Here is a 20,757-nt window from a genome sequence, read left to right on the forward strand (position 1 = left end):
CCTGCCGGCGTCCCGGCTGCCGGTCCGATGTGCCGCTCGGCCGCGTTCCCGGCGTCGGCCCCGACGGTTAGGGTTTCGGGCATGGCCACCGCCCTGTACCGCCGCTACCGGCCCGAGAGCTTCGCCGACGTCATCGGCCAGGAGCACGTGACGGAGCCGCTCATGCAGGCGCTGCGCACGGGTCGGGTCAACCACGCCTACCTCTTCAGCGGCCCCCGCGGCTGCGGCAAGACGACGAGCGCGCGCATCCTCGCACGCTGCCTCAACTGCGAGCAGGGCCCGACGCCCACGCCGTGCGGCACGTGCGACTCGTGCGTCGCCCTGGCCCGCGGCGGGTCGGGCTCGGTCGACGTCATCGAGATCGACGCGGCGAGCCACGGTGGCGTCGACGACGCGCGCGACCTGCGCGAGCGGGCCAGCTACGGCCCGGCGCAGAGCCGCTTCAAGATCTACATCATCGACGAGGCGCACATGGTGACGCCGCAGGGCTTCAACGCGCTGCTCAAGATCGTCGAGGAGCCGCCGGAGCACGTGAAGTTCGTCTTCGCGACGACCGAGCCGGAGAAGGTCATCGGCACCATCCGCTCGCGCACGCACCACTACCCGTTCCGCCTCGTGCCGCCGGCCAAGCTGACGAGCTACATGGAGCGCCTCCTCGAGTCCGAGCACGTCGCGACCCAGCCGGGCGTGCTCAGCTTCGTCACGCGGGCTGGCGGCGGGTCGGTGCGCGACTCGCTCTCGGTGCTCGACCAGCTCATCGCCGGGTCGGGTCCCGAGGGCCTGACCTACGACGGCGCCGTGTCGCTGCTCGGCTTCACCGACGAGGAGCTGCTCGACAGCACCGTCGACGCGCTCGCGGCCGGCGACGGCGCCGCGACGTTCCGGCAGGTCGACAAGGTCATCGAGTCGGGTCACGACCCCCGCCGGTTCGTCGAGGACCTCCTCGAGCGGCTGCGTGACCTCATCATCGTCGCCGCCGTGCCCGAGGGCGTCTCGCAGGTGCTCCGCGGGGTGCCCGAGGACCAGCTCGAGCGGATGCGCGTGCAGCAGTCCGCGTTCGGGCCCGGCGCGCTCTCCCGCGCCGCCGACATCGTCAACACCGGGCTCACCGAGATGACCGGGGCCACCGCCCCCCGCCTCCAGCTCGAGCTGATCTGCGCGCGCATCCTGCTGCCCGCTGCCTCCGGGGAGCAGGGGTATGCCGCCCGCCTCGACCGCCTGGAGCGCCGGCTCGACGTCGGTGGGGTCCCCAGTGCCGCCCGCGGTGACGTGGCACCGGCCGCTCCGCCCGTCGGTATGCCGCTGAGCGCACCTCCGGCCCCGCCCGCCACGCCCGCTGCGGCCCCGGGTGGTCCGGTCGTCTCGGCTCCCGCGCGCACGGTCGCCGACTACACGCCGCCCTCCAGCGGTGTGACCCGTGGCGACGGTCCGGCCCTCTCGGCCGGTGGCATGGGCGGTGGCGGGCGCAGCTCGGCCGTCCCCGCCACCGAGGGTGCGACCGCACCCGCGGGTCCGGTGGGTCCCACCGCACCCGGCGGATCGGGGGGACCCGGCGGACCCGGTGCATCGGGCGGACCCGGTGGACCCGGTGACGCCGGTCGCGTCGACGCGGCTCGCGCCGAGGTGGGGGCGCCACCGGTCGTGGCACCCAAGGAGTCGGTCGGCGGTCCCTCGGCGGTCGACGAGCCCGGCGTGACCGCCACCCACCTCTCCGGCGCCGCGCCGGAGGGTGAGCCCGAGGCGTCCGGCGGGCCGTCGGACGCACGGTCTGGCGCAGTGGCTGACGCCGGGCCCGACACCGCACCGGGTGCCTCCACCGGCACTGCCACGGGCACCTCCACGGGCACCTCCACGGGCGGGGCCCCGGCGGCGCCCGTGGGCGGCATGGACACCGACGCGATCCGCCGGGCCTGGCCGAACGTGCTCGGGCGGATCTTCACCATGCGCCGGCTCACCTGGACCTTCGTCTCGCAGAACGCGCAGGTCACGGCCTTCGACGGGCGCACCCTGACCCTGGGCATCGCGACGGTCGGGCTGACGCAGACCTTCCGGGCCGGCAACCACGCGGACATCGTGCGGCAGGCGCTCATCGACGAGCTCGGTGTGGACGCCGTCGTCGACGGCGTGCACGTCGAGGCGGTCTCGCAGCAGCACCCCGTGGCGCCCCCGGCCGGGTCGGTGCCGCCCGGCCCGCCCGACCCGCCGACCAAGGGCATGCCCGCGGAGGATGCCGGACAGCCCGGCCCGGCGGCCGCGTCGCCGGACGGCGGTGGCGCCCGCCCGTCGTGGGGCGACGCCGGGGCAGGGCACGAGTCAGGCCCCGCGGGCCCGTCGGGCTCGTCGGGCCCGGGGGTGGGGGCGTCCGGCCCGAACGCCTCCCACGGCCCCGGTGCAGGCCGGAGCAGCGGCCAGAGCAGCGGTCCGAACGCCGGTCCGGCCGTGTCGGGACGCGGTGGCAGCGCCGGCCCGCGGGGCGCCACGGCGCTCGCGGACGCCGGGCTCAGCCCGGTCGCCGGTCGCTCCCTCGAGGACAACGCCGGCTGGGGGTCGGCCACGGGCCCCGCCCCCGACTGGGCGACCGCACCGGCTCCCGACGCGACCACGCCGCCTGCCGCCGCGGACGCGACCGGCGCGCCGGCAGCAGCGCCCGCACCGACGGACGAGGCGCCGACCCACTCAGCCGTCCGCGGCGCGAGCGCCGTGCGGCAGTCGTTCGCCGCGGCCCGCTCCCGCTCGGCCGGGACCCGGCCCAGCGACGACGACGAGCCGCGGGCCCCGATGACCGACGACTCCGCCGTGAGCGACGACGACGAGGACATCGAGCAGTCGGGCGACGTCGGCCGGGCCGTCATCGAGAAGGTGCTCGGCGGCCGCGTCGTGCAGGAGCTCGGCGACTGACCCGCGGGTTCCCGGTCGCGGACGGCGTTGGGACCTCGACCATTTCGCGTCGGTGCCCGACGCCCGGCGGTAGCGTCTCAGCGTGACGTTCGAGGTTGCGGCAGAGGCCTACAACCGTTTCATGGGGCGGTACTCCGGCCCGCTCGCCACGCGCTTCGCCGACTGGTCGGGCGTGGCCCGCTCCGGTCGGGCGCTCGACGTGGGCTGCGGGACGGGCGCGCTCACCCGGGTGCTCGTCGACCGGCTGGGCGTCGACGGGGTGTCGGCGGTCGACCCCTCCTCGCACTTCATCGCCGCCCTGCGCCGCAGCTTCCCGACCCTCGACGTCCAGACCGGGGTGGCGGAGCGGCTGCCCTACCCGGACGACCTCTTCGACGTCACCCTCGCCCAGCTCGTCGTGCACTTCATGCGTGACCCCGTCGGGGGACTGCGCGAGATGGGTCGGGTCACCCGGCCCGGGGGCACCGTCGCGGCCTGCGTCTGGGACCTCGCCGGGGACGACGGGCCGCTGCACACGTTCTGGCAGGCGGCGCGCGACCTCGACCCCGACGCCACCGGCGAGGGCGACCTGCCGGGCGCCCGCGAGGGGCAGCTCGCGCAGTTCTGCGACGCCGCCGGCCTCGTCCTCGTCGAGGACTCCCTGCTGACCGTGGTCGTGAAGCACGACACGTTCGAGGACTGGTGGGAGCCCTACACCTTCGGCGTCGGCCCGGCCGGCGACTACGTGCACGGCCTCGCCGAGCCCGCCCGCGCGGCCCTGCGCGACCGCTGCCGGCAGCTGTTGCCACCCGCGCCGTTCGAGGTGCGCGCGTCGGCCTGGGCGGTCCGCGCCCACGCCTGAGCCCGGGCCCTAGGCTGTCAGCCATGTTCTACAGCCTCGGGCGGTCCGCGCTCTACCCGCTCACCCATGCGCTGTACCGGCCGACGATCGAGGGCAAGGAGAACATCCCCAAGGAGGGCGGCGTCATCGTCGCGAGCAACCACCTGTCGTTCATCGACTCCTTCGCCATCCCGCTCGCGTCACCGCGCCAGGTGCGGTTCCTGGCCAAGGACGAGTACTGGACGGGCAAGGGGGTCGGCGGCTTCCTGCGCAAGGGCTTCTTCACGGCGGTCGGCATGGTGCCCGTCGACCGGCACTCGCCGACGGCCGCGCAGGAGAGCCTCGACACCGCGCTCGAGCTGCTCCGCGACGGCGACGCGTTCGGCATCTACCCCGAGGGCACCCGCTCGCGCGACGGGCGGCTCTACCGCGGTCGCACCGGTGTGGCGTGGCTCGCGCTCACCGCCCAGGTGCCCGTCGTGCCGGTCGGGCTCATCGGCACCGAGGACATCCAGCCCGTCGGCGCGCGCTTCCCCAAGCTGGCCAAGGTGACCGTGCGCTTCGGCGCGCCGATCGGCGTCGAGGAGTATGCCGGCATGCCGGCGGGCAAGGCCCGGCGCCTCCTCACCGACCGCGTCATGGCCGCCATCGCCGAGCTCAGCGGGCAGGAGCGCGTCGACGCGTACAACGAGGTGCCGGTCGCCGAACCAGGTGTCTGATTGATCCTGTTGCAGATGCGACCCAGTCGCATCTAGCGTGGGCAGGGTGACGCTGACACCGACCCGGTCCCGCCCCACCCTGCTCCAGCGACTGAGCCGTGGTGAGCGTCGCAGCCTGCTCGGCATGGCCGCCTTCGTGCTCCTGCTCCACGTCGTCGGGTGGGGCCTGCTCGTCGGCGTCGTCGCCCCGCACGAGTACCGGGTGGCCGGGCAGCTGTTCGGCGTCGGCCTCGGCGTCACCGCCTACACGCTCGGCATGCGCCACGCGTTCGACGCCGACCACATCGCCGCCATCGACAACACGACGCGCAAGCTGATGAGCGAGGGGCAGCGCCCGATGAGCGTCGGCTTCTGGTTCAGCCTCGGCCACTCGTCGGTCGTCTTCATCATGGTCGCGGTGCTCGCCTTCGGCGTCCGGGCCCTCGCCGGCGCGATCGAGGACGACGGCTCCACCCTGCAGCAGGTCACCGGGGTCTGGGGCACGAGCGTCTCGGGCCTCTTCCTCGTGCTCATCGGCCTCATCAACCTCGTCGCGCTCGTCGGCATCCTCAAGGTGCTGCGCCGCATGCGCGCCGGCCACTACGACGAGGCGGAGCTCGAGCGCCAGCTCGACAAGCGCGGGCTGCTCAACCGCGTGCTCGGGCGCGTCACCCGGACCGTGACGAAGTCGTGGCACATGTATCCCGTGGGACTCCTCTTCGGCCTCGGCTTCGACACGGTGACCGAGGTGGGGCTGCTCGTCATCGCCGGTGGGGCCGCGGCCGCGGCCCTGCCCTGGTATGCCGTCCTCACCCTTCCCGTGCTCTTCGCCGCCGGCATGTCGCTCCTCGACAGCATCGACGGGTCGTTCATGAACTTCGCCTACGGGTGGGCGTTCAGCAAGCCGGTGCGCAAGATCTACTACAACCTCACCGTCACGTCGCTGTCGGTGGCCGTGGCGCTCGTCATCGGCGGCATCGAGCTCGGTGGCCTGCTGGCCGAGAAGCTCGACGTCACGGCGGGGCCGCTCGCCTGGGCGGCCTCGATCGACCTCGGGCAGGTCGGCTTCTGGATCGTCGGGCTCTTCGTCGTCACCTGGCTCGTCGCGCTCGCCGTGTGGCGCTTCGGGCGCATCGAGGAGCGGTGGTCGGCGGCGCTCCCCGACTGAGGGGACATGGCGCAGCCGGCGCGCGTCAGACCCGGGCGGCCCGGATCGCCGCGTCGAGGTGGGGCATGGCCGCCTCGAGCGAGTCGGCGGTCGCCGTGAGGCAGATCCGGAACCAGCCGGGGGTCTCGAAGAGGGCGCCGGGCATGACGAGCACCCCCCGACCCGAGAGGTCGCCGACGAACGCCTCGTCGTCGGCGACCGGGGAGCGCACCCAGAGGTAGAAGGTGCCCTGCGGCACGTCGAGCTCGTAGCCCATGGCCCGCAGGGTCGACACGACGTGGTCGCGCTTGGCCTCGAGCGCCGGCACGTCGAAGGCGAGGCGCTCCAGAGCGGGCACCGCGTGCTGCATGACGGCGTTGGGGAAGAGCCAGCCCGCGGCGATCTGCATGAGGTCGACGGCGGCGAGCAGCTCGGCCCGCTCCGGGAGAGTCGGCGGCACGGCGAGGTAGCCGAGGCGTTGGCCGGGCGCGAGCAGCGTCTTGCCGTAGGAGTAGCAGACGAGGGTGTGGCGGTAGAACTGCGCGGGGCTGTGGAACGTGCTGCCCGAGAAGACGATCCGGTTGTAGGGCTCGTCGGAGACGATCCAGATGCGCCGACCCCAGCGGTCCGAGGCGCGCTCGAGGATCGCGGCCAGCGCCTCGAGCGTCTCGGGAGGGTAGATGCGTCCCGTGGGGTTGTTCGGGGTGTTGACCACGACGATGCGGGTGCGCTCGGTCAGGGCGGCGGCGATGGCGTCGAGGTCGAGGTCGAACGAGGGCAGGCGTGCGCGTACCTTGACCGGCACGAGCCCCGCCTCGAGCGCCAGCGGTTCGTAGAGGAACCAGGGTGGCAGGTTGTAGACGACCTCCTCCCCGGGGTCGGCGAGCACCTTGAAGGCCACCGTGATGGCACCGAAACCGCCCGTCGTCATCCGCAGGTCGTCCGGCCCCCAACCGAGGGGGACCACCCGCTCGAGCGAGGCCGCGGCGGCCGCCTGGGCCGCCTCGTCGCTCTGCATGTAGGCGAACCACAGCTCGTCACGTGGGCGCAGGGCGTCGGCGAGGGCCTCGACGTAGGCGTCTGGGGCGAGCTCGTGCGGGTCGCCGAAGGTGAGGTCGACCACGCCCGGCTCGAGGCGGCGCGTGGCGTAGCCCGACCGCATCCGGAACGCCATCATCATCTGGATGGGCACGGCCGAGGCGACCCGCTCGGTGCGGCGGCTGACGGCCTGGCGACTGGCGGGGCCAGGGTCGGCTCGCTCGTCCATGCGCCCTCCTCCGGGACGACGACGTACCACCCACGCTAGACCGGAGCGGCGGTCCGCGGCACGGCTTCGCGAGGCTTAGGGTTGCGGTGTGTACGAAGGCGCGGTCCAGGACCTCATCGACGAGCTCGGGCGACTCCCCGGGGTCGGCCCCAAGAGCGCCCAGCGCATCGCCTTCCACCTGCTGCAGGCCGACTCGGAGGACGTGACGCGGCTCGTCTCGGCCCTGACCGAGGTGAAGGCCCGCGTGCGCTTCTGCGACGAGTGCGGCAACGTCTCCGAGGCCGAGAAGTGCCGCATCTGCGCCGACCCGCGCCGCGACCACACGGCGATCTGCGTCGTCGAGGAGCCCAAGGACGTCGTCGCCATCGAGCGCACCCGCGAGTTCCGCGGCACCTACCACGTGCTCGGCGGGGCGATCAGCCCCATCGATGGCGTGGGCCCCGACGACCTGCGCGTGCGTGAGCTGATGACCCGCCTCGCCTCCGGCGAGGTCACCGAGGTCATCATCGCGACCGACCCGAACCTCGAGGGCGAGGCGACCGCGACCTACCTCAGCCGGCTGCTGCGCGACGTCGGGCTCACCGTCACCCGCCTCGCGTCCGGCCTGCCCGTCGGCGGCGACCTCGAGTACGCCGACGAGGTGACCCTCGGGCGTGCCTTCGAGGGCCGGCGCCGCGTCGACGCCTGAGCCGGCCGGGGGACCGGCACGACGGGCACGAAGGGGGCACGACGGGCCCGCGACCCGGCGGCACGGCATACGGCATGCTGGGACCCATGACTGATCAGCCGCTGACCGAGAGCGCCACGAGCGGGGTCGACGACCTGGCGGGCCTCGCCGACCTCACGGCGGCGGAGGCGAGCGCGTTCCTCACCTCCGTGACCGAGGTCGCCTCGGGCAGCTCACCCGAGACGGCGCTGCCGATCCTCACGCTCGCGCTCTCGCAGGTGCTCGTCGCGGGGGCGCGGCTCGGCGCGATCCAGGACGTCGTGCCGGAGGAGCGGTTCGAGCCCGACGCCGCCGACGACGACGCCGACCCGCTGCGCACCGGGCTCGCGAACGTCTTCGCCGGCATCGACGACTACGTCTACGTCATCGACCCGATCACGTCGTCCGACCGTGCCGACGGCTCGATCACCAACGACCTCGTCGACGTCGCCGTCTCGCTCAGCCACGGTCTCAAGCACTACGCCGAGGGTCGCCGGGCCGAGGCGCTCTGGTGGTGGCAGTTCGGCTACCTCGCCCACTGGGGCGACCGCGCCATGATGGCGCTCCGCTCGCTGCACTCGATCATCGCCCACCTGCGCCTCGACGCCGACGACGAGGTCGTCGGCGAGGCGGAGTTCGACGCGCTGCACCCCTGACCGGCGCGAGATCGTCCGGTCACGCGGCCGGCTGCGCGGACGTCTCACCATCGTGACGTGCCGGTGGACGCCGAGGTCGCGAGCCTAGACTCGGGGCACCGCAGCCCCCGAGGAGATCCGGAGCCAGTGTGAGCATCGTCGTCCAGAAGTACGGCGGTTCGTCCGTGTCCGACGCGGAGGCCATCAAGCGCGTGGCCCGCCGGATCGTGGAGACCCAGCGCGCCGGCCACTCCGTGTGTGTCGTCGTCTCGGCCATGGGCGACACGACGGACGAGCTGATGGACCTCGCCGAGCAGGTGACGCCCGCGCCGCCCGCGCGCGAGCTCGACATGCTCCTCACCTCGGGCGAGCGCATCTCGATGGCCCTCGTGGCCATGGCGATCGCCCAGCTCGGGGCCGAGGCCCGATCGTTCACCGGCAGCCAGGCCGGCGTCATCACCGACGACGCCCACGGTGCGGCCCGCATCATCGACGTCACCCCGGGGCGCATCCAGAGCGCCCTCGCCGCCGGCCACATCGCCATCGTCGCGGGCTTCCAGGGCGTCAGCCAGACGACGAAGGACATCACCACCCTCGGCCGCGGCGGCTCCGACACGACCGCCGTCGCGCTCGCGGCCGCCCTCGAGGCCGACGTCTGTGAGATCTACACCGACGTCGACGGCGTCTTCACCGCCGACCCCCGCGTGCTGCCGAGCGCGCGCAAGCTCGACGTCCTCTCGATGGAGGAGATGCTCGACCTCGCGGCCAACGGCAGCAAGATCCTGCACCTGCGCTGCGTCGAGTACGCACGCCGCTACGGCATCCCCATCCACGTGCGATCGTCGTGGTCGCAGAGGGCCGGCACGTGGATCAAGGACAACCCCTACGAAGGAGAAGGCGCTGTGGAAGCTCCGATCATCGCCGGCATCGCCCACGACCGCAGCGAGGCCAAGATCACCATCGTCGGTGTGCCGGACCGCGTCGGGGTGGCCGCCAAGATCTTCGGCGCCATCGCCGAGTCGGGCATCAACATCGACATGATCGTGCAGAACGTGTCGGCCGCCGAGACGGCGAAGACCGACATCTCCTTCACCCTCCCGCAGGCCGACGGCGCCCGCGGCATGCAGGTGCTCCAGTCGATCAGGCACGAGGTCGACTACGCCGACCTGCGCCTCGACGACAAGATCGGCAAGATCGCCCTCGTCGGGGCGGGCATGAAGAGCCACCCCGGCGTCTCCGCGAAGTTCTTCGGGGCGCTCGCCGAGGCCGGCATCAACATCGAGATGATCTCGACTTCCGAGATCCGCGTCTCGGCGGTGACGCGTGCCGAGCAGCTCGACGACGCCGTCCGCGCGGTGCACACCGCGTTCGGGCTCGACTCGGCCGACGAGGCCATCGTCTACGGCGGCACCGGGCGCTGACGCACCCGTCCTCCGGGCCCGGCCGGTGCGGGCACCCGCGTCGGCCGGCGCCGCGAGAACCGGACGCTCGTGAACCTGCCCCCGCGGCGTCGGCAGGGCTAGGTTCGCGAGGTATGAGAACTCCCACGCGAAGCGTCCTCGTCGCCGCGGCCACGGCCGCACTGCTGGCCTCCTCCACCTCCGGGTATGCCGCCACCCCCACCCGTGGCGGCGACGGGCACGACCACGGTCACCACCACCCCGGGGCGTACGCCTGGCGCGTCACGCCCACGGACACGACGGCGCGCTTCCGCGGCCTCGCGCCGGTCTCGCGGAAGGTCGCGTGGGTCAGCGGCACCGACGGCACCGTGCTGCGCACGACCGACGGGGGGCGCAGCTGGCGCGACGTCGGCCCGCGGGGCCTCGGCACGGAGACCCTGCAGTTCCGTGACATCGAGGCCTTCGACTCCCGGCACGCCGTGATCCTGTCGATCGGCGAGGGCGAGGACTCGCGGATCCTCGTCACCCGGGACGGCGGCGCGAGCTGGACCGAGTCGTTCCGCAACACCGACCCGGCGGCCTTCTACGACTGCATGGCGTTCAGCTCGCCGCGCCAGGGGCTGGCGCTCAGCGACCCGGTCGACGGGAAGTTCCGTCTCGTCGAGACCTCCGACGGGGGACGCTCGTGGCGCCTCGTCGACCCTGCGGGGATGCCGGCCGCGCAGGCGGGGGAGTTCGCCTTCGCCGCGTCGGGCACGTGCCTCTCGGCGGGGCAGGGAGGCCGGACCTACCTCGTGAGCGGCGGGGTCGACCCGGCACGCGTCTTCACCTCGACGGACCGCGGGCGCACCTGGACCGTGGCCGACAGCCCGGTGGCGGGCGGGGCCTCCGCCGGCATCTTCTCGGTGGCCTTCCGGGACGCGCGTCGCGGGGTCGTCGTCGGTGGCGACTTCGCGACACCGACCGGCGCGGTCGACAACGCGGCGTGGACCGCGGACGGCGGGCGCACGTGGACCAAGTCGCGCACGAACCCGTCGGGCTACCGGTCGGGTTCGGCGTGGGTGGCCCACACCCGGTCCACAGTCCTCGCGGTCGGACCCACCGGCTCGGACGTCTCCACCGACGGCGGCCGCTCGTGGTCGACCTTCGACACGGGCAGCTTCGACGCGGTCGAGTGCACGCACGACGGCGCGTGCTGGGCCGCAGGGGAGCAGGGCCGGGTCGGCGTCCTCACCCGCCACCGCTGACAGCAGGCGGCGGCGGAGGCGGGTTCATCCGCCGGGACCGTGGGTATGGTCGAAGGACCAGTGTCACCAACTTGCTCGGGGCGATAGGCGATGACAGACGTGACCCCTCACGAATCCCACCTCCAGAGCGACGGCTCGGTCTTCCCACCGGTCACCCCCGACCCGCCTCCGTCGCCGGGTCAGCCCGAGATCCGGGTGCCCGACCTCGTGCCGGTCGCGAGCCCCGACGGGCCCGACAAGGAGGCGTCGTCGCGGGAGTCCACCGACGCGTCGTCCGAGGTCGCCGGGGTGCGCCCGGACGAGGAACCGACGGACTGAGCGGGGCACGCGCCGGTTGGTCGGGCACCCCCAGGGGGTAATTGCAGGATGTGAGACTTCGGCGCAGCGCTCTCGACAAGTCCGGCATCCGACGCGTCCGACGCGGCAGTGGCTTCGGCTACGTCGACGCCGACGGCCAGCGGGTCGACGCGGAGACGAGGGAGCGCATCACCGCCCTCGTCATCCCGCCGGCCTGGCAGGACGTGTGGATCAGCCCGCACGCGAACGGGCACATCCAGGCCGTCGGCACCGACGACGCCGGCCGCCGCCAGTACCTCTACCACGACGCCTGGCACGAGGCGCGGGGTCGCGAGAAGCACGACCGGGTGCTCGTGCTGGCCCGCAAGCTCCCGGCGGCGCGCAAGCAGGTGGCGGCCGACCTGCGCACCAACGGTCTGACGCGCAAGCGGGTCACGGCGGCGGGGCTGCGCATGCTCGACGCCGGGCTCTTCCGCAGCGGCGGGGAGGAGTACGAGGCCGAGCACGGTTCGCACGGCGTCGCGACCCTGCTGCGCTCGCACGTCACCGTGAGCGGTGAGGACGTGACGTTCGAGTTCCCCGCCAAGTCGGGGGTGACCCGCGAGGCGGTCATGACCGACCAGCTGCTCGCGCGGATCGTGCTGTCGCTCAAGCGAAGTGGCTATCCGGGCGAGCGCCTCCTCGCCTACCGCGACACGAACGGGTGGCACGAGCTGCACTCGGGCGACCTCAACGTGGCGTTCAAGGAGCTCGTCGGCGAGGAGTACACCGTCAAGGACCTGCGCACCTGGGCGGCCACCGTGACCGCCGCCGTGACACTGGCGCGCACGGGGCCGGTCGACTCCGAGCGTGAGCTGAAGCGAGCCGAGAAGGACGCGATGAAGGTCGTGTCCGAGCACCTCGGCAACACCCCGGCCGTCGCCCGTCGGTCCTACGTCGACCCGCGGGTGCTCGACGAGTACGCGGTGGGGCGCACCATCGCCCGCAGCCTGACCCGACTGACGAAGGCCGACCGGTCTCGCCTCGAGCTCGGTGAGATCGTGCGCGTGCGTGACCGCGACGCCCTCGAGCGCGCGGTCATGCGCCTCGTCAAGGGTGCTGCCTGACGGCCCCCGACGGGTCCGTCACCCAGCACGACGGCCGGGTCGCCCACGGGGAGTGGGGAACCCGGCCGCATACGTGCTCGGGACGGTGGGGGTTGCTCAGAGGTCGACGACCTCGTTGTCGCCCTCCATGCGCTCACCCGTCACCTTCGCCTTGATGAAGTTGGCGATCTGGGTGACCTTGGCGCCGGGGGAGTCCCAGTACTCCGCCGAGTCGGCGCTCACCTTGATGATGATGTTGTTCGGGTTCTCCGGCCCGCCCTCGAGCCAGGCCCCCGTGAAGGTGTTCCACAGCTCGGCCAGCTTGGCGTCGTCGTCGACGATGGTGGCCGTGCCCGAGAGCGAGACCCACGAGCTCGAGCTGCTGTAGGCCACGTTGACGCGGGCGGGGGACTGCGCGGCGATGTGGCGGGCCTTGTGGCTGTCTCGCTCGGCGATGAAGAGCACGTCACCATCGAACTCCACCTCCTGGGTCGCCATCGGGTGGCTGACGAGGGCGCCGTTGCCGTCCGTGTGGGTCAGCATCGCGATGCGGATGTCCTTGATCAGCTCGGCCACCTTGGCGGTGCCGTCGTGCTCGCTCATGGCGTTCTCCTCGTCGTGGGGGTCGGTCGTGCTGTCGATCGGTCCGTACCCGAAGCGCCGTCGTCGGGCTCGGTCGTGTCGAGGGTTCGCGCCGCCGGATGCCGCTCGGCGAAGAGGCCGGGTCGTCCGGGACATTCGGGGCTCGGCGAGGACTAGGGTGACGCGCACCACCAGGGGAAGGTCGACCATGTCAGCACGCACCACCGGGCGCCGCGCCCGCGCCGTCAGCATCGGGGCCGCCGTGGCGGCCGCCGCGCTCACCCTGCCGGTCGCGGCGTCGCCGGCCAGCGCCAACTCGTTCAGCGGGCGCATCTACCAGGGCTCGTACTCCTACGACGACGGTGCGGACCGCTTCTGCGTGCACGCCGACGAGGTGAACATCCGCGACCGAGCGGTCGTCTCGGTGACCCTGACGCCCTACGACTCCTCGCGCGGACCGGTCGTCCGGCTGGCCGACGTCGACACCCCCGGGCGCGACTGCGCGAGTCTCGCCCGGGCCTACGAGGACACGCACTACCGCGCCGTCATCAAGAGCCTCGTCAACTTCGACCGGCTCGGCGGGTCGACCTACAGGACGAAGACGGTCGACTTCTACAGCTGACCCCGCAGCCCGGCCCAGGCTCCGACCCGCCCACCGGTTCGTGCGGTGGGCGAGTCGGCCGGCCGACGGCTCAGCCGGCCGCGCGCTCCGGTTCGCCGGCTGCCTGCGGCACGGCGTCGACCCGCTCGCCGGAGCCGCCGTGCTCGACGTCCTCGGCGCGCGTGTGCGGCATGAGCAGCCCCGCGAGGATGCTGATGACCGCCGCGACGAGCACCGCGAGGAAGACGCCGGTCGAGCCCGCCCGCACCGCGTCGGCCGAGCCGTCGCCGCCCCGGGAGGCGATGATCGCGTTGGCGATGGCACCGAAGATGGCGACTCCCACCGCGCTGCCGATCGAGCGCATGAACATGTTCGTGCCCGTCACGACGGCCCGCTCGTTCCACGGCACCGACGCCTGGGCGGCGATGAGGGTCGGCGTGGCCACCAGGCCGAGCCCGAGGCCCACGACGAGGCACGAGCCGGCCGTCGCCCACACGCTGGGCGTCGACGACGTGAGCCAGAGCGCGAGCGCACCGACCGTGGCGACCACGAGGCCGAGGAGCGCCGTCGGCCGGAAGCCGACGCGCATGTAGAGCCGGCCCGACTGCGACGCGGAGATCGGCCAGCCGATGGTGAGGGCGGCGACGGCCAGTCCGGCCACGATCGGGGTGGCGCCGGTCGACCGCTCGAGGAAGGTCGGCACGTAGGAGGTGAGGCCGACGAGCACCGCACCGATGCCGATGCCGATGAGGCAGGTGGCGACGATGAGGCGACGGGTCAGGGTCTCGAGCGGCAGCACCGGCTCGGCCGCCCGGCGCTCGACGAGGCCGAAGACCACGAGCAGCACGCCGCCGACGACGAAGGCGCTGATGCTCTGCCACGAGCCCCAGTCCCACGCCTGACCCCCCTCGAGCACGGCGAGGATGAGCAGGGTCAGCGCCACCGTGAGCAGCCCGGCCCCGGCGTAGTCGATGCGGTGCCGACGGCGCTCGACGGACTCGTCGTAGTTGCGCCACAGCATCGCCCCGGCGAGGAGGCAGAAGGGGATGTTGACGAAGAAGATCCAGCGCCACGAGGTGAACTGAGAGAAGACGCCGCCGAGCGTGGGCCCGACGACCGACGAGACGGCCCACACGCTCGCGATGTAGCCCTGGGTCTTGGCCCGCTCGGCCACCGTGTAGATGTCGGCGGCGATCGTCGTGGTGAGCGGCAGCACCGCCCCGGCGCCGAGACCCTGCACCGCGCGCATGACGATGAGCGAGCCCATGTTCCAGGCGAGTCCGCAGAGGATGCTGCCGAGCAGGAAGAGCCCGATGCCGAAGAGGATGACCGGCTTGCGCCCGAAGGTGTCGGCGACCTTGGCGTAGACCGGCACCGAGACGGCTTGTGCGAGCAGGTAGACGGAGAACAGCCAGGGGAACTGCCCGAGGCCGCCGAGGTCGTCGACGATGGAGGGGACGGCGGTCGCGAGGATCGTCGAGTCGAGCGCGATGAGTGACGTGGCCAGCATCAAGGCGATGAGGATGGGGCCGCGGTCGGAGCGGAACCCGAGGTTGGACGAGGTCGACACGGTTCTCCAGTGCTCGCAGGGACATCGGGAGACAACGCCGCCCACCGGCATTCATTCCCCCGACGCCCACCTGCCGGTCGGGGTGTGTGCTGGGTCCTGCGATGCGGCGCCGCTCCCTCGACATGACGGGGGACCAGACCCGGACCATGCGGCCGGGTACCGATCGCCGCCGGCGCCGTGGGCCCCGTCGCGGTGCACAACGGGCGACCGCGGGTGCGAGAATGCCGAGCGCAGAGCAACGCCGAGGAAGGTGCTCATGGAGCGAGTCACGATCTATGCCGTCGCCTCGGCGGCCAACGTCAGCATCTCGACGGTCTCGAACGCGCTCAACAAGCCGGAGCGGGTCAACGCCGAGACCCTGGCCCGCGTGCTCACCGTCGCCGACGAGCTCGGCTACGTGCCGAGCGAGCGGGCGGTCGCGCTGGCCCGCCGTCGCACCCACCGGGTCGGGGTGATGGCGCCGTTCACCTCCTACGGCTCCTACCTGCGCCGGCTCTCGGGGGTGCTCGACGCCGCCTCCGAGAAGGGCGTCGACATCGTCGTCTACGACCACGAGTCAGCGGCTGTGGCCAGCTCGCCGGTGCTCGCCGGGATGCCGATCCACGGGCGCCTCGACGGGCTCATCGTCATGGGCCTCGAGATCGAGGGGTCGATCGCGGAGCGGCTGCACCACCGCGGCCTGCCGACCGTCGCCCTGGACGCGGGCAGCGACCGCTTCAGCCGGATCATCTCCGACGACGTCGAGGGCGGCCGGATCGCGGCCGCCCACCTCGTGGAACGCGGGCACCGCCGGCTCGGCTACCTGCTCGAGCGGCAGGTCTCGGACTACGAGTCGCAGGCCGTGAAGCGGCTGGCCGGCTTCCGCGAGGTGGCCGAGCGGGCCGGTGCCACCGTCGAGGTGCTCCACTCCGGCAACTCGGTGGCGCAGGCGCGGGCCGAGGCCGGCCGGCTGCTGGAGGGGGCCGACCGCCCGAGCGCGGTCATGGCCCACCACGACCTGCTGGCCGTCGGCGTGGTGCTCGCGGCCCGTGACCTCGGGCTGCGGGTTCCGGACGACGTCGCGGTGATGGGGTGCGACGACGGGGAAGCCGCCGTCGCCGCCGACCTCACGACGGTGCGCCAGCCCTTCGAGCGGTCGGGGCGCGTCGCCTTCGAGATGGTCCAGCGGGGCGTGGCCGGGGATCGGACCACCGTCGTGCTCGACCTCGAGCTCGTCGTCCGCTCGACCACCTGAGGAGGCCCCGGGCGAAGGTCGCGGCTCGGGGCACCTGAGGTGGCGCCGGTAGTAAAGTGCTTTACAAAAACTCTTGACAGGGCACCGTTGCGTCGACTTGGCTGGCACCTGCCGCCACCGGACACCGACGTCCGCGGTAGGGAGGATCGACCGGATGGACGACGCCGTGCGCGAGTTCCTCGCGACGAAGCCCGACTCGGGCTCGCCCGACGACCCCCTGCCCCAGCGCCGCCGGGCCATCCTCGCGGCCTCCGACGAGCTCGCGGCTCGGTGGACGACGCCGGGGCCCAGCGGGGTCGCCGTGCGCGACGTCGAGATCGACGGCCCGGACGGCGCCGACGACACCGCCGCGCCCCTGCGCCTGCGCGTCTACGACGCCGGGCCGGCCGCGCGCCACGGCGTGCACGTCTTCCTCCACGGCGGGGGCTTCTGGCTCGGCTCGGTCGACGAGGACGTCGTCGACGCGACGTGCCGGGAGCGGGCGGCGACGGGCTGCCTCGTCGTCTCCGTCGAGTACCGCCACGCGCCCGAGCACCCCTTCCCGGCAGCGGTCGAGGACGGCTACGCCGTGTTGCGCTGGGTGGCCGAGAACGCATCCGCCCTCGGGGCTGACAGCGACACCCTGTCGGTGGGTGGGGTGTCCGCCGGCGCCACCCTGGCCGCCGCCCTCGCCCTGGCCGCGCGCGACCGCGGCGGCCCGGCCGTCGACCTGCAGGTGCTCGAGGTGCCGCTGCTCGACCTGACGCTCGCGACCCTGCACGCCTCCGGGGTGCCGGACGACTACGGGCTCACCGCTGCGGAGATGGCGATGTGCGCCGAGCAGTACCTCAGCGACCCCGCGCAGGCCACCGACCCGCTCGCCTCGCCCCTGCTGGCCGACGACCTCTCCGGGCTGCCGGGGGCGCTCGTGCTGACGGCCGAGCTCGATCCGCTCCGCGACGACGGCGCCCGCTACGCCGAGCGCCTGCAGGAGGCCGGCGTGCCGGCCACCCACGTGCGGGCGCCCGGCATGGTGCACGGCAGCATCGTGCTGACGGCCGAGTGGGAGCCCGCCCGGGCCTGGCAGGCGCGGGTGCACGACGCCCTGCGAGCCGCCCACGGGGGACCCCGTGCGGCGCACGCCGCCCCCACCCGTGCCGACCGGACGGGCGAGCCCGTGCCCGCCGAAGGACGCACGACGTAGGACCCACGGTCGGACGACGACCGGCAACCGGTGGCGCCGCCGCCAGAACGTCACTTTCGAGGAGGAGACCGACGTGCCAAACATCCCCACCCGTCGCAGTCCGGGCCGCACCGTGCTGGTCGTCGCGGCATCCGTCGCGGGGCTGCTCGCCGCCGGGTGCAGCGCCCCGGGCAGCTCGACCGACACGGCCGCCCCGGCCGCCACCGGCGCCACGGGCACCCTGTCGTCGCCGCCCACGTGCGGCGACCAGCCCGTCAAGCTCAAGGGCTACTTCGAGACCGGCTTCCCGCTGCCCAAGGAGCTGTCGACGGAGTTCACGAAGCAGTTCCCCAACGTCACCTTCGACATCCGCGAGGACCAGTTCGCCGTCATCACCCAGAACGCGCCCCGCGTGCTGGCCGACGACCCGCCGGACCTCATGCGCCTGCCGCAGGTCTCGGAGCTGGCGAAGGAGGGGCTGCTCAAGAACCTCGACCCCTACGCCAAGGCCTTCGGCTGGGACCAGTGGCCCGAGTCGCAGCTGGCCCAGATGCGTGTGGCCGAGGACGGCTCGCGCGGCTCCGGCCCGCTCTACGCCCAGGGCCTCAACTTCAGCCTGACGGGGGTCTTCTACAACAAGGACCTCGCCGCGAGGATCGGCATGACGCAGCCGCCGGCGACGCTCGACGAGCTCGACTCGGCCCTGGCGAAGGCCAAGGCCGCGGGCATGGTGCCGATCAACCAGTTCAACGGCGGCGCGACCGGTGGCCTCGCCTTCCCGCTCCAGCAGCTGATGGCCTCGTTCGGCGAGGTCGGCCCGATCAACGACTGGATCTTCCAGAAGAAGGGCGCGAGCATCGACACGCCGAACAACCTCAAGGCCGCCCAGCACCTGCAGAAGTGGATCGACGCCGGCTACTTCGCCGACGACATCAACTCCCAGGACTACGCGGCCATGATGAGCCGCTTCATCGGCGGCAAGGCGCTGTTCATCTTCGACGGCGACTGGGAGTCGGGCAACCTCGACAAGCAGATGGCCGGCAAGGCAGGCTTCTTCCTGATGCCCCCGGCGACCGCCGGCGGCAAGCAGGCCGCGATGTCGGCCCCGCTGACCTTCGGCATCAGCGCGCGCGCCGCGAACGCCGACTGCGCGGCGTTCTTCCTCAACTGGGCGGCGACGAACCAGAAGGCGCGTGAGATCGGTGTGACCGTCGGCGGCTCGCACCCGATGGGCCCGGCCGACGCGTACATGCCTCCGGTCAAGGAGGGCACCGTCACGGCGGCGACCCTCGAGGCGGGCGCCAAGGTCGGCAAGGACAACGGGTCGATGGACTTCATCGCCAACGCCACCGGCGCGATCTACGCCAAGTCGTGGACGCCCAACCTGCAGAAGATGGTCGGTCGCCAGCAGACGCCCGAGGGCCTGCTCAGCACCGTCCAGAAGGACTACGAGACCCAGGTCCGGAACTGAGTCCCGTGGCTCCGGCCAGGTCCGACGACGCGGTCACCGGTGCCCGGCCGCTCGCGTCCCGGGGGGAGCGGCGTCCTCGACGCCGCGCCCTCCGGGGCTGGCAGGGCTGGCTCTTCGTGCTGCCGGCGCTCGCGTTCTACGGCGTCTTCGTGCTGCGCCCGATGGTGCTGTCGGTGCAGTACTCCTTCTTCGACTGGAACGGCATCGGCGCCTCGACGTTCGTCGGTGGCGAGAACTACGTGCGGCTCTTCACCGACCCCGACCTCTTCGGGGCCATCGTCAACGCGTTCGAGCTCATCGTCTTCTTCAGCCTCGTCCCCGTGGTGCTGGGGCTCGGCATCGCGGCGACGATCCGGCAGATCGCCGCCTCCCGCTTCGCCGCCGTGTCGCGCACGGTGCTCTTCCTGCCGCAGGTCATCCCCCTCGTCGCCGCGGGCATCATCTGGACGTGGCTCTTCTCGAGCACGGGTCTCGTCAACCAGGTGCTCAAGGGCATCGGGCTCGAACGGCTCACGCGGGCCTGGCTCGGCGACTTCGACACCGCCCTGCCGGCGGTCGGCGTCATCGGGGCGTGGGTGCTGCTCGGGCTCGTCACGCTCCTGCTCCTCGCCGGCATGAGCCAGATCGACCCCGCCCTCTACGAGGCCGCGCGGCTCGACGGCGCCGGGCCGTGGCGCGAGTTCATCTCCATCACGCTGCCCTCGCTGCGCCAGGAGATCGGGGTGTGCGTCACCGTGACGGTCATCGCCGCCCTCGCCAGCTTCGACATCATCTACATCTCGACCCAGGGCGGCCCGGGCAACGCGACGATGGTCCCCGGCCTCGAGATCTACTACCAGGCCTTCTTCGAGCGCGAGGTCGGGCAGGCGTCGGCGCTCGGCGTCGCCCTCATGGTCCTCGTCCTCCTCGCCGTCCTGCCCATCCAGTGGCTCACCAAGGAGCGTGACTGATGCGTGTCTCGCGCCGGGAGGTGCTCCTCGGCCGCGCCCTGCTCGTGGTGCTCATGGCCGTCACGGTCGTTCCCTTCCTCAGCCTGCTCGTCACCGCCCTGCACCCGTCGGGCACCTACCCCGAGGGCATCTCGTGGCCGGCCGACCCGCAGTGGGGCAACTTCGCCGACGCCTTCACGGCCGCGAACATGCCGGCGCTGCTGCTCTCGAGCGCCCTCATCGTCGTCGGGGTCGTGCCCGCCTCCCTCGTGCTCGGCACGATGGCGGGCTTCGCCTTCGGCCACCTCCGGATGCCGGGCCATCGCGCGGGCTTCCTGCTCTTCGTCGTCGGCCTCACCCTGCCGTTCGAAGGGATCCTGACGCCGCTCTACTTCCAGATCCGCGACATGGGCCTGCTCAACACGCGGTGGGCGATCATCCTGCCGCTCATCGGCCTCTTCATGCCGTTCTCGGTGCTCTGGATGCGAGCCTTCTTCGTCGGGATGCCGGACGACCTCTCCGAGGCCGCGCGCATCGACGGCGCGACGACGTGGCAGCTGTTCTGGCGGGTGCACGTGCCGATCGCCATGCCGGCGCTCTCGTCGCTCGCGATCCTGCTCTTCCTCTGGACGTGGAACCAGTTCCTGCTGGCCATCGTGCTCGTCGACGACCCGGCCAAGCGCACCATGGCCGGTGCCCTCGGCGCCTTCCAGGGCCGCTTCGGCACCGACATCCCGCTGCTCTGCGCCGGGTCGCTGCTCATCATGACGCCGACGCTCGTCGTCTTCCTGATCTTCCAGCGCCGCTTCGTCGCCGCCCTGCTCCAGGGCTCCGTCAAGGGCTGACGCAGGGCCCGCCAGACCAGCCGGAACGAGAAGAGCCGGACCCGCATCCTGCGGGTCCGGCTCTTCGGCGTCCTGCTACATCACGTGGTCGGGGTGACAGTGTCTGATCTCAGGACATCGGAATGGGGTGTCTCAGGTCATCGGAATGGCGTGTCGCACGAGA

General features: G+C 72.6%; 19 protein-coding genes. 16 read left to right on the plus strand and 3 right to left on the minus strand.

Annotated elements, in window-relative coordinates; all coding sequences use genetic code 11:
• The first annotated feature begins 81 nt into the window (after positions 1 to 81).
• From ABD979_RS13795 to nicT, 4 genes are all read left to right on the plus strand, one after another.
• Entirely contained in the window at positions 82 to 2,898 is a 2,817-nt protein-coding gene (locus ABD979_RS13795; RefSeq protein WP_345508061.1) for a DNA polymerase III subunit gamma and tau, read from the plus strand.
• Between the two features lie 82 nt (positions 2,899 to 2,980).
• The gene (locus ABD979_RS13800; RefSeq protein ID WP_345508062.1) at positions 2,981 to 3,739 is read left to right on the plus strand and encodes a class I SAM-dependent methyltransferase; all 759 of its coding nucleotides are present in this window, start codon (positions 2,981 to 2,983) and stop codon (positions 3,737 to 3,739) included.
• Positions 3,740 to 3,762: 23 nt separating this feature from the next.
• A complete protein-coding gene (locus tag ABD979_RS13805; protein ID WP_345508063.1) occupies positions 3,763 to 4,437 on the plus strand; it encodes a lysophospholipid acyltransferase family protein in 675 nt (224 codons plus the stop codon).
• 46 nt (positions 4,438 to 4,483) lie between these two features.
• Positions 4,484 to 5,584 carry a Nickel transporter NicT gene (gene nicT, locus ABD979_RS13810; RefSeq protein ID WP_345508064.1) on the plus strand — a complete coding sequence of 367 codons (1,101 nt, stop codon included), beginning with the start codon at positions 4,484 to 4,486 and terminating at the stop codon, positions 5,582 to 5,584.
• A 25-nt stretch (positions 5,585 to 5,609) separates the two neighbouring features.
• Here the strand turns inward: nicT and ABD979_RS13815 are convergent, their stop codons facing one another.
• Positions 5,610 to 6,830, minus strand: coding sequence for an aminotransferase class I/II-fold pyridoxal phosphate-dependent enzyme (locus tag ABD979_RS13815; protein WP_345508065.1), 1,221 nt, complete (start codon positions 6,828 to 6,830; stop codon positions 5,610 to 5,612).
• Between the two features lie 88 nt (positions 6,831 to 6,918).
• On the opposite strand from ABD979_RS13815, the gene recR reads away from it, so the two are divergent.
• The 6 genes from recR to ABD979_RS13845 all read left to right on the plus strand — a co-directional run bounded on the left by recR (position 6,919) and on the right by ABD979_RS13845 (position 12,221).
• Entirely contained in the window at positions 6,919 to 7,518 is a 600-nt protein-coding gene (gene recR, locus ABD979_RS13820) for a recombination mediator RecR (protein ID WP_345508066.1), read from the plus strand.
• 86 nt (positions 7,519 to 7,604) lie between these two features.
• On the plus strand, positions 7,605 to 8,192 hold the full coding sequence (locus tag ABD979_RS13825) for a DUF5063 domain-containing protein (RefSeq protein WP_345508067.1): 588 nt from the start codon (positions 7,605 to 7,607) through the stop codon (positions 8,190 to 8,192).
• A 128-nt stretch (positions 8,193 to 8,320) separates the two neighbouring features.
• Positions 8,321 to 9,592 carry an aspartate kinase gene (locus tag ABD979_RS13830; protein ID WP_345508068.1) on the plus strand — a complete coding sequence of 424 codons (1,272 nt, stop codon included), beginning with the start codon at positions 8,321 to 8,323 and terminating at the stop codon, positions 9,590 to 9,592.
• A gap of 113 nt (positions 9,593 to 9,705) precedes the next feature.
• Entirely contained in the window at positions 9,706 to 10,818 is a 1,113-nt protein-coding gene (locus tag ABD979_RS13835; protein ID WP_345508069.1) for a WD40/YVTN/BNR-like repeat-containing protein, read from the plus strand.
• Positions 10,819 to 10,917: 99 nt separating this feature from the next.
• Positions 10,918 to 11,136 (plus strand): hypothetical protein, encoded by a 219-nt coding sequence (locus tag ABD979_RS13840; protein ID WP_345508070.1) that lies wholly within the window; start codon positions 10,918 to 10,920, stop codon positions 11,134 to 11,136.
• 50 nt (positions 11,137 to 11,186) lie between these two features.
• Positions 11,187 to 12,221, plus strand: coding sequence for a DNA topoisomerase IB (locus ABD979_RS13845; protein WP_345508071.1), 1,035 nt, complete (start codon positions 11,187 to 11,189; stop codon positions 12,219 to 12,221).
• Between the two features lie 96 nt (positions 12,222 to 12,317).
• Here ABD979_RS13845 and ABD979_RS13850 read toward each other — a convergent pair whose 3' ends face one another.
• Positions 12,318 to 12,803: a pyridoxamine 5'-phosphate oxidase family protein gene (locus ABD979_RS13850; RefSeq protein ID WP_345508072.1), complete on the minus strand. Its 486-nt coding sequence runs from the start codon at positions 12,801 to 12,803 to the stop codon at positions 12,318 to 12,320.
• 187 nt (positions 12,804 to 12,990) lie between these two features.
• Here ABD979_RS13850 and ABD979_RS13855 point away from each other — a divergent pair, with 187 nt between their 5' ends.
• Positions 12,991 to 13,404, plus strand: a complete 414-nt coding sequence (locus ABD979_RS13855) for a hypothetical protein (RefSeq protein WP_345508073.1) — start codon at positions 12,991 to 12,993, stop codon at positions 13,402 to 13,404.
• A 70-nt stretch (positions 13,405 to 13,474) separates the two neighbouring features.
• Here ABD979_RS13855 and ABD979_RS13860 read toward each other — a convergent pair whose 3' ends face one another.
• On the minus strand, positions 13,475 to 14,893 hold the full coding sequence (locus ABD979_RS13860) for an MDR family MFS transporter (RefSeq protein ID WP_345508079.1): 1,419 nt from the start codon (positions 14,891 to 14,893) through the stop codon (positions 13,475 to 13,477).
• A gap of 316 nt (positions 14,894 to 15,209) precedes the next feature.
• Between ABD979_RS13860 and ABD979_RS13865 the strand changes: the two genes are divergently transcribed.
• The 5 genes from ABD979_RS13865 (at position 15,210) to ABD979_RS13885 (ending at position 20,594) form a co-directional block, all read left to right on the plus strand.
• Positions 15,210 to 16,187: a LacI family DNA-binding transcriptional regulator gene (locus tag ABD979_RS13865; RefSeq protein WP_345508074.1), complete on the plus strand. Its 978-nt coding sequence runs from the start codon at positions 15,210 to 15,212 to the stop codon at positions 16,185 to 16,187.
• A 154-nt stretch (positions 16,188 to 16,341) separates the two neighbouring features.
• Entirely contained in the window at positions 16,342 to 17,370 is a 1,029-nt protein-coding gene (locus ABD979_RS13870; RefSeq protein WP_345508075.1) for an alpha/beta hydrolase, read from the plus strand.
• 73 nt (positions 17,371 to 17,443) lie between these two features.
• Entirely contained in the window at positions 17,444 to 18,820 is a 1,377-nt protein-coding gene (locus tag ABD979_RS13875; protein ID WP_345508076.1) for an ABC transporter substrate-binding protein, read from the plus strand.
• 5 nt (positions 18,821 to 18,825) lie between these two features.
• The gene (locus ABD979_RS13880; RefSeq protein WP_425583975.1) at positions 18,826 to 19,770 is read left to right on the plus strand and encodes a carbohydrate ABC transporter permease; all 945 of its coding nucleotides are present in this window, start codon (positions 18,826 to 18,828) and stop codon (positions 19,768 to 19,770) included.
• Positions 19,770 to 20,594, plus strand: a complete 825-nt coding sequence (locus ABD979_RS13885; RefSeq protein ID WP_345508077.1) for a carbohydrate ABC transporter permease — start codon at positions 19,770 to 19,772, stop codon at positions 20,592 to 20,594. Before ABD979_RS13880 ends, ABD979_RS13885 begins: the two co-directional genes overlap by 1 nt.
• The last annotated feature ends 163 nt before the right edge of the window (positions 20,595 to 20,757 follow it).

Source organism: Terrabacter aeriphilus (assembly GCF_039542985.1).
Classification (GTDB): Bacteria; Actinomycetota; Actinomycetes; order Actinomycetales; family Dermatophilaceae; genus Terrabacter; species Terrabacter aeriphilus.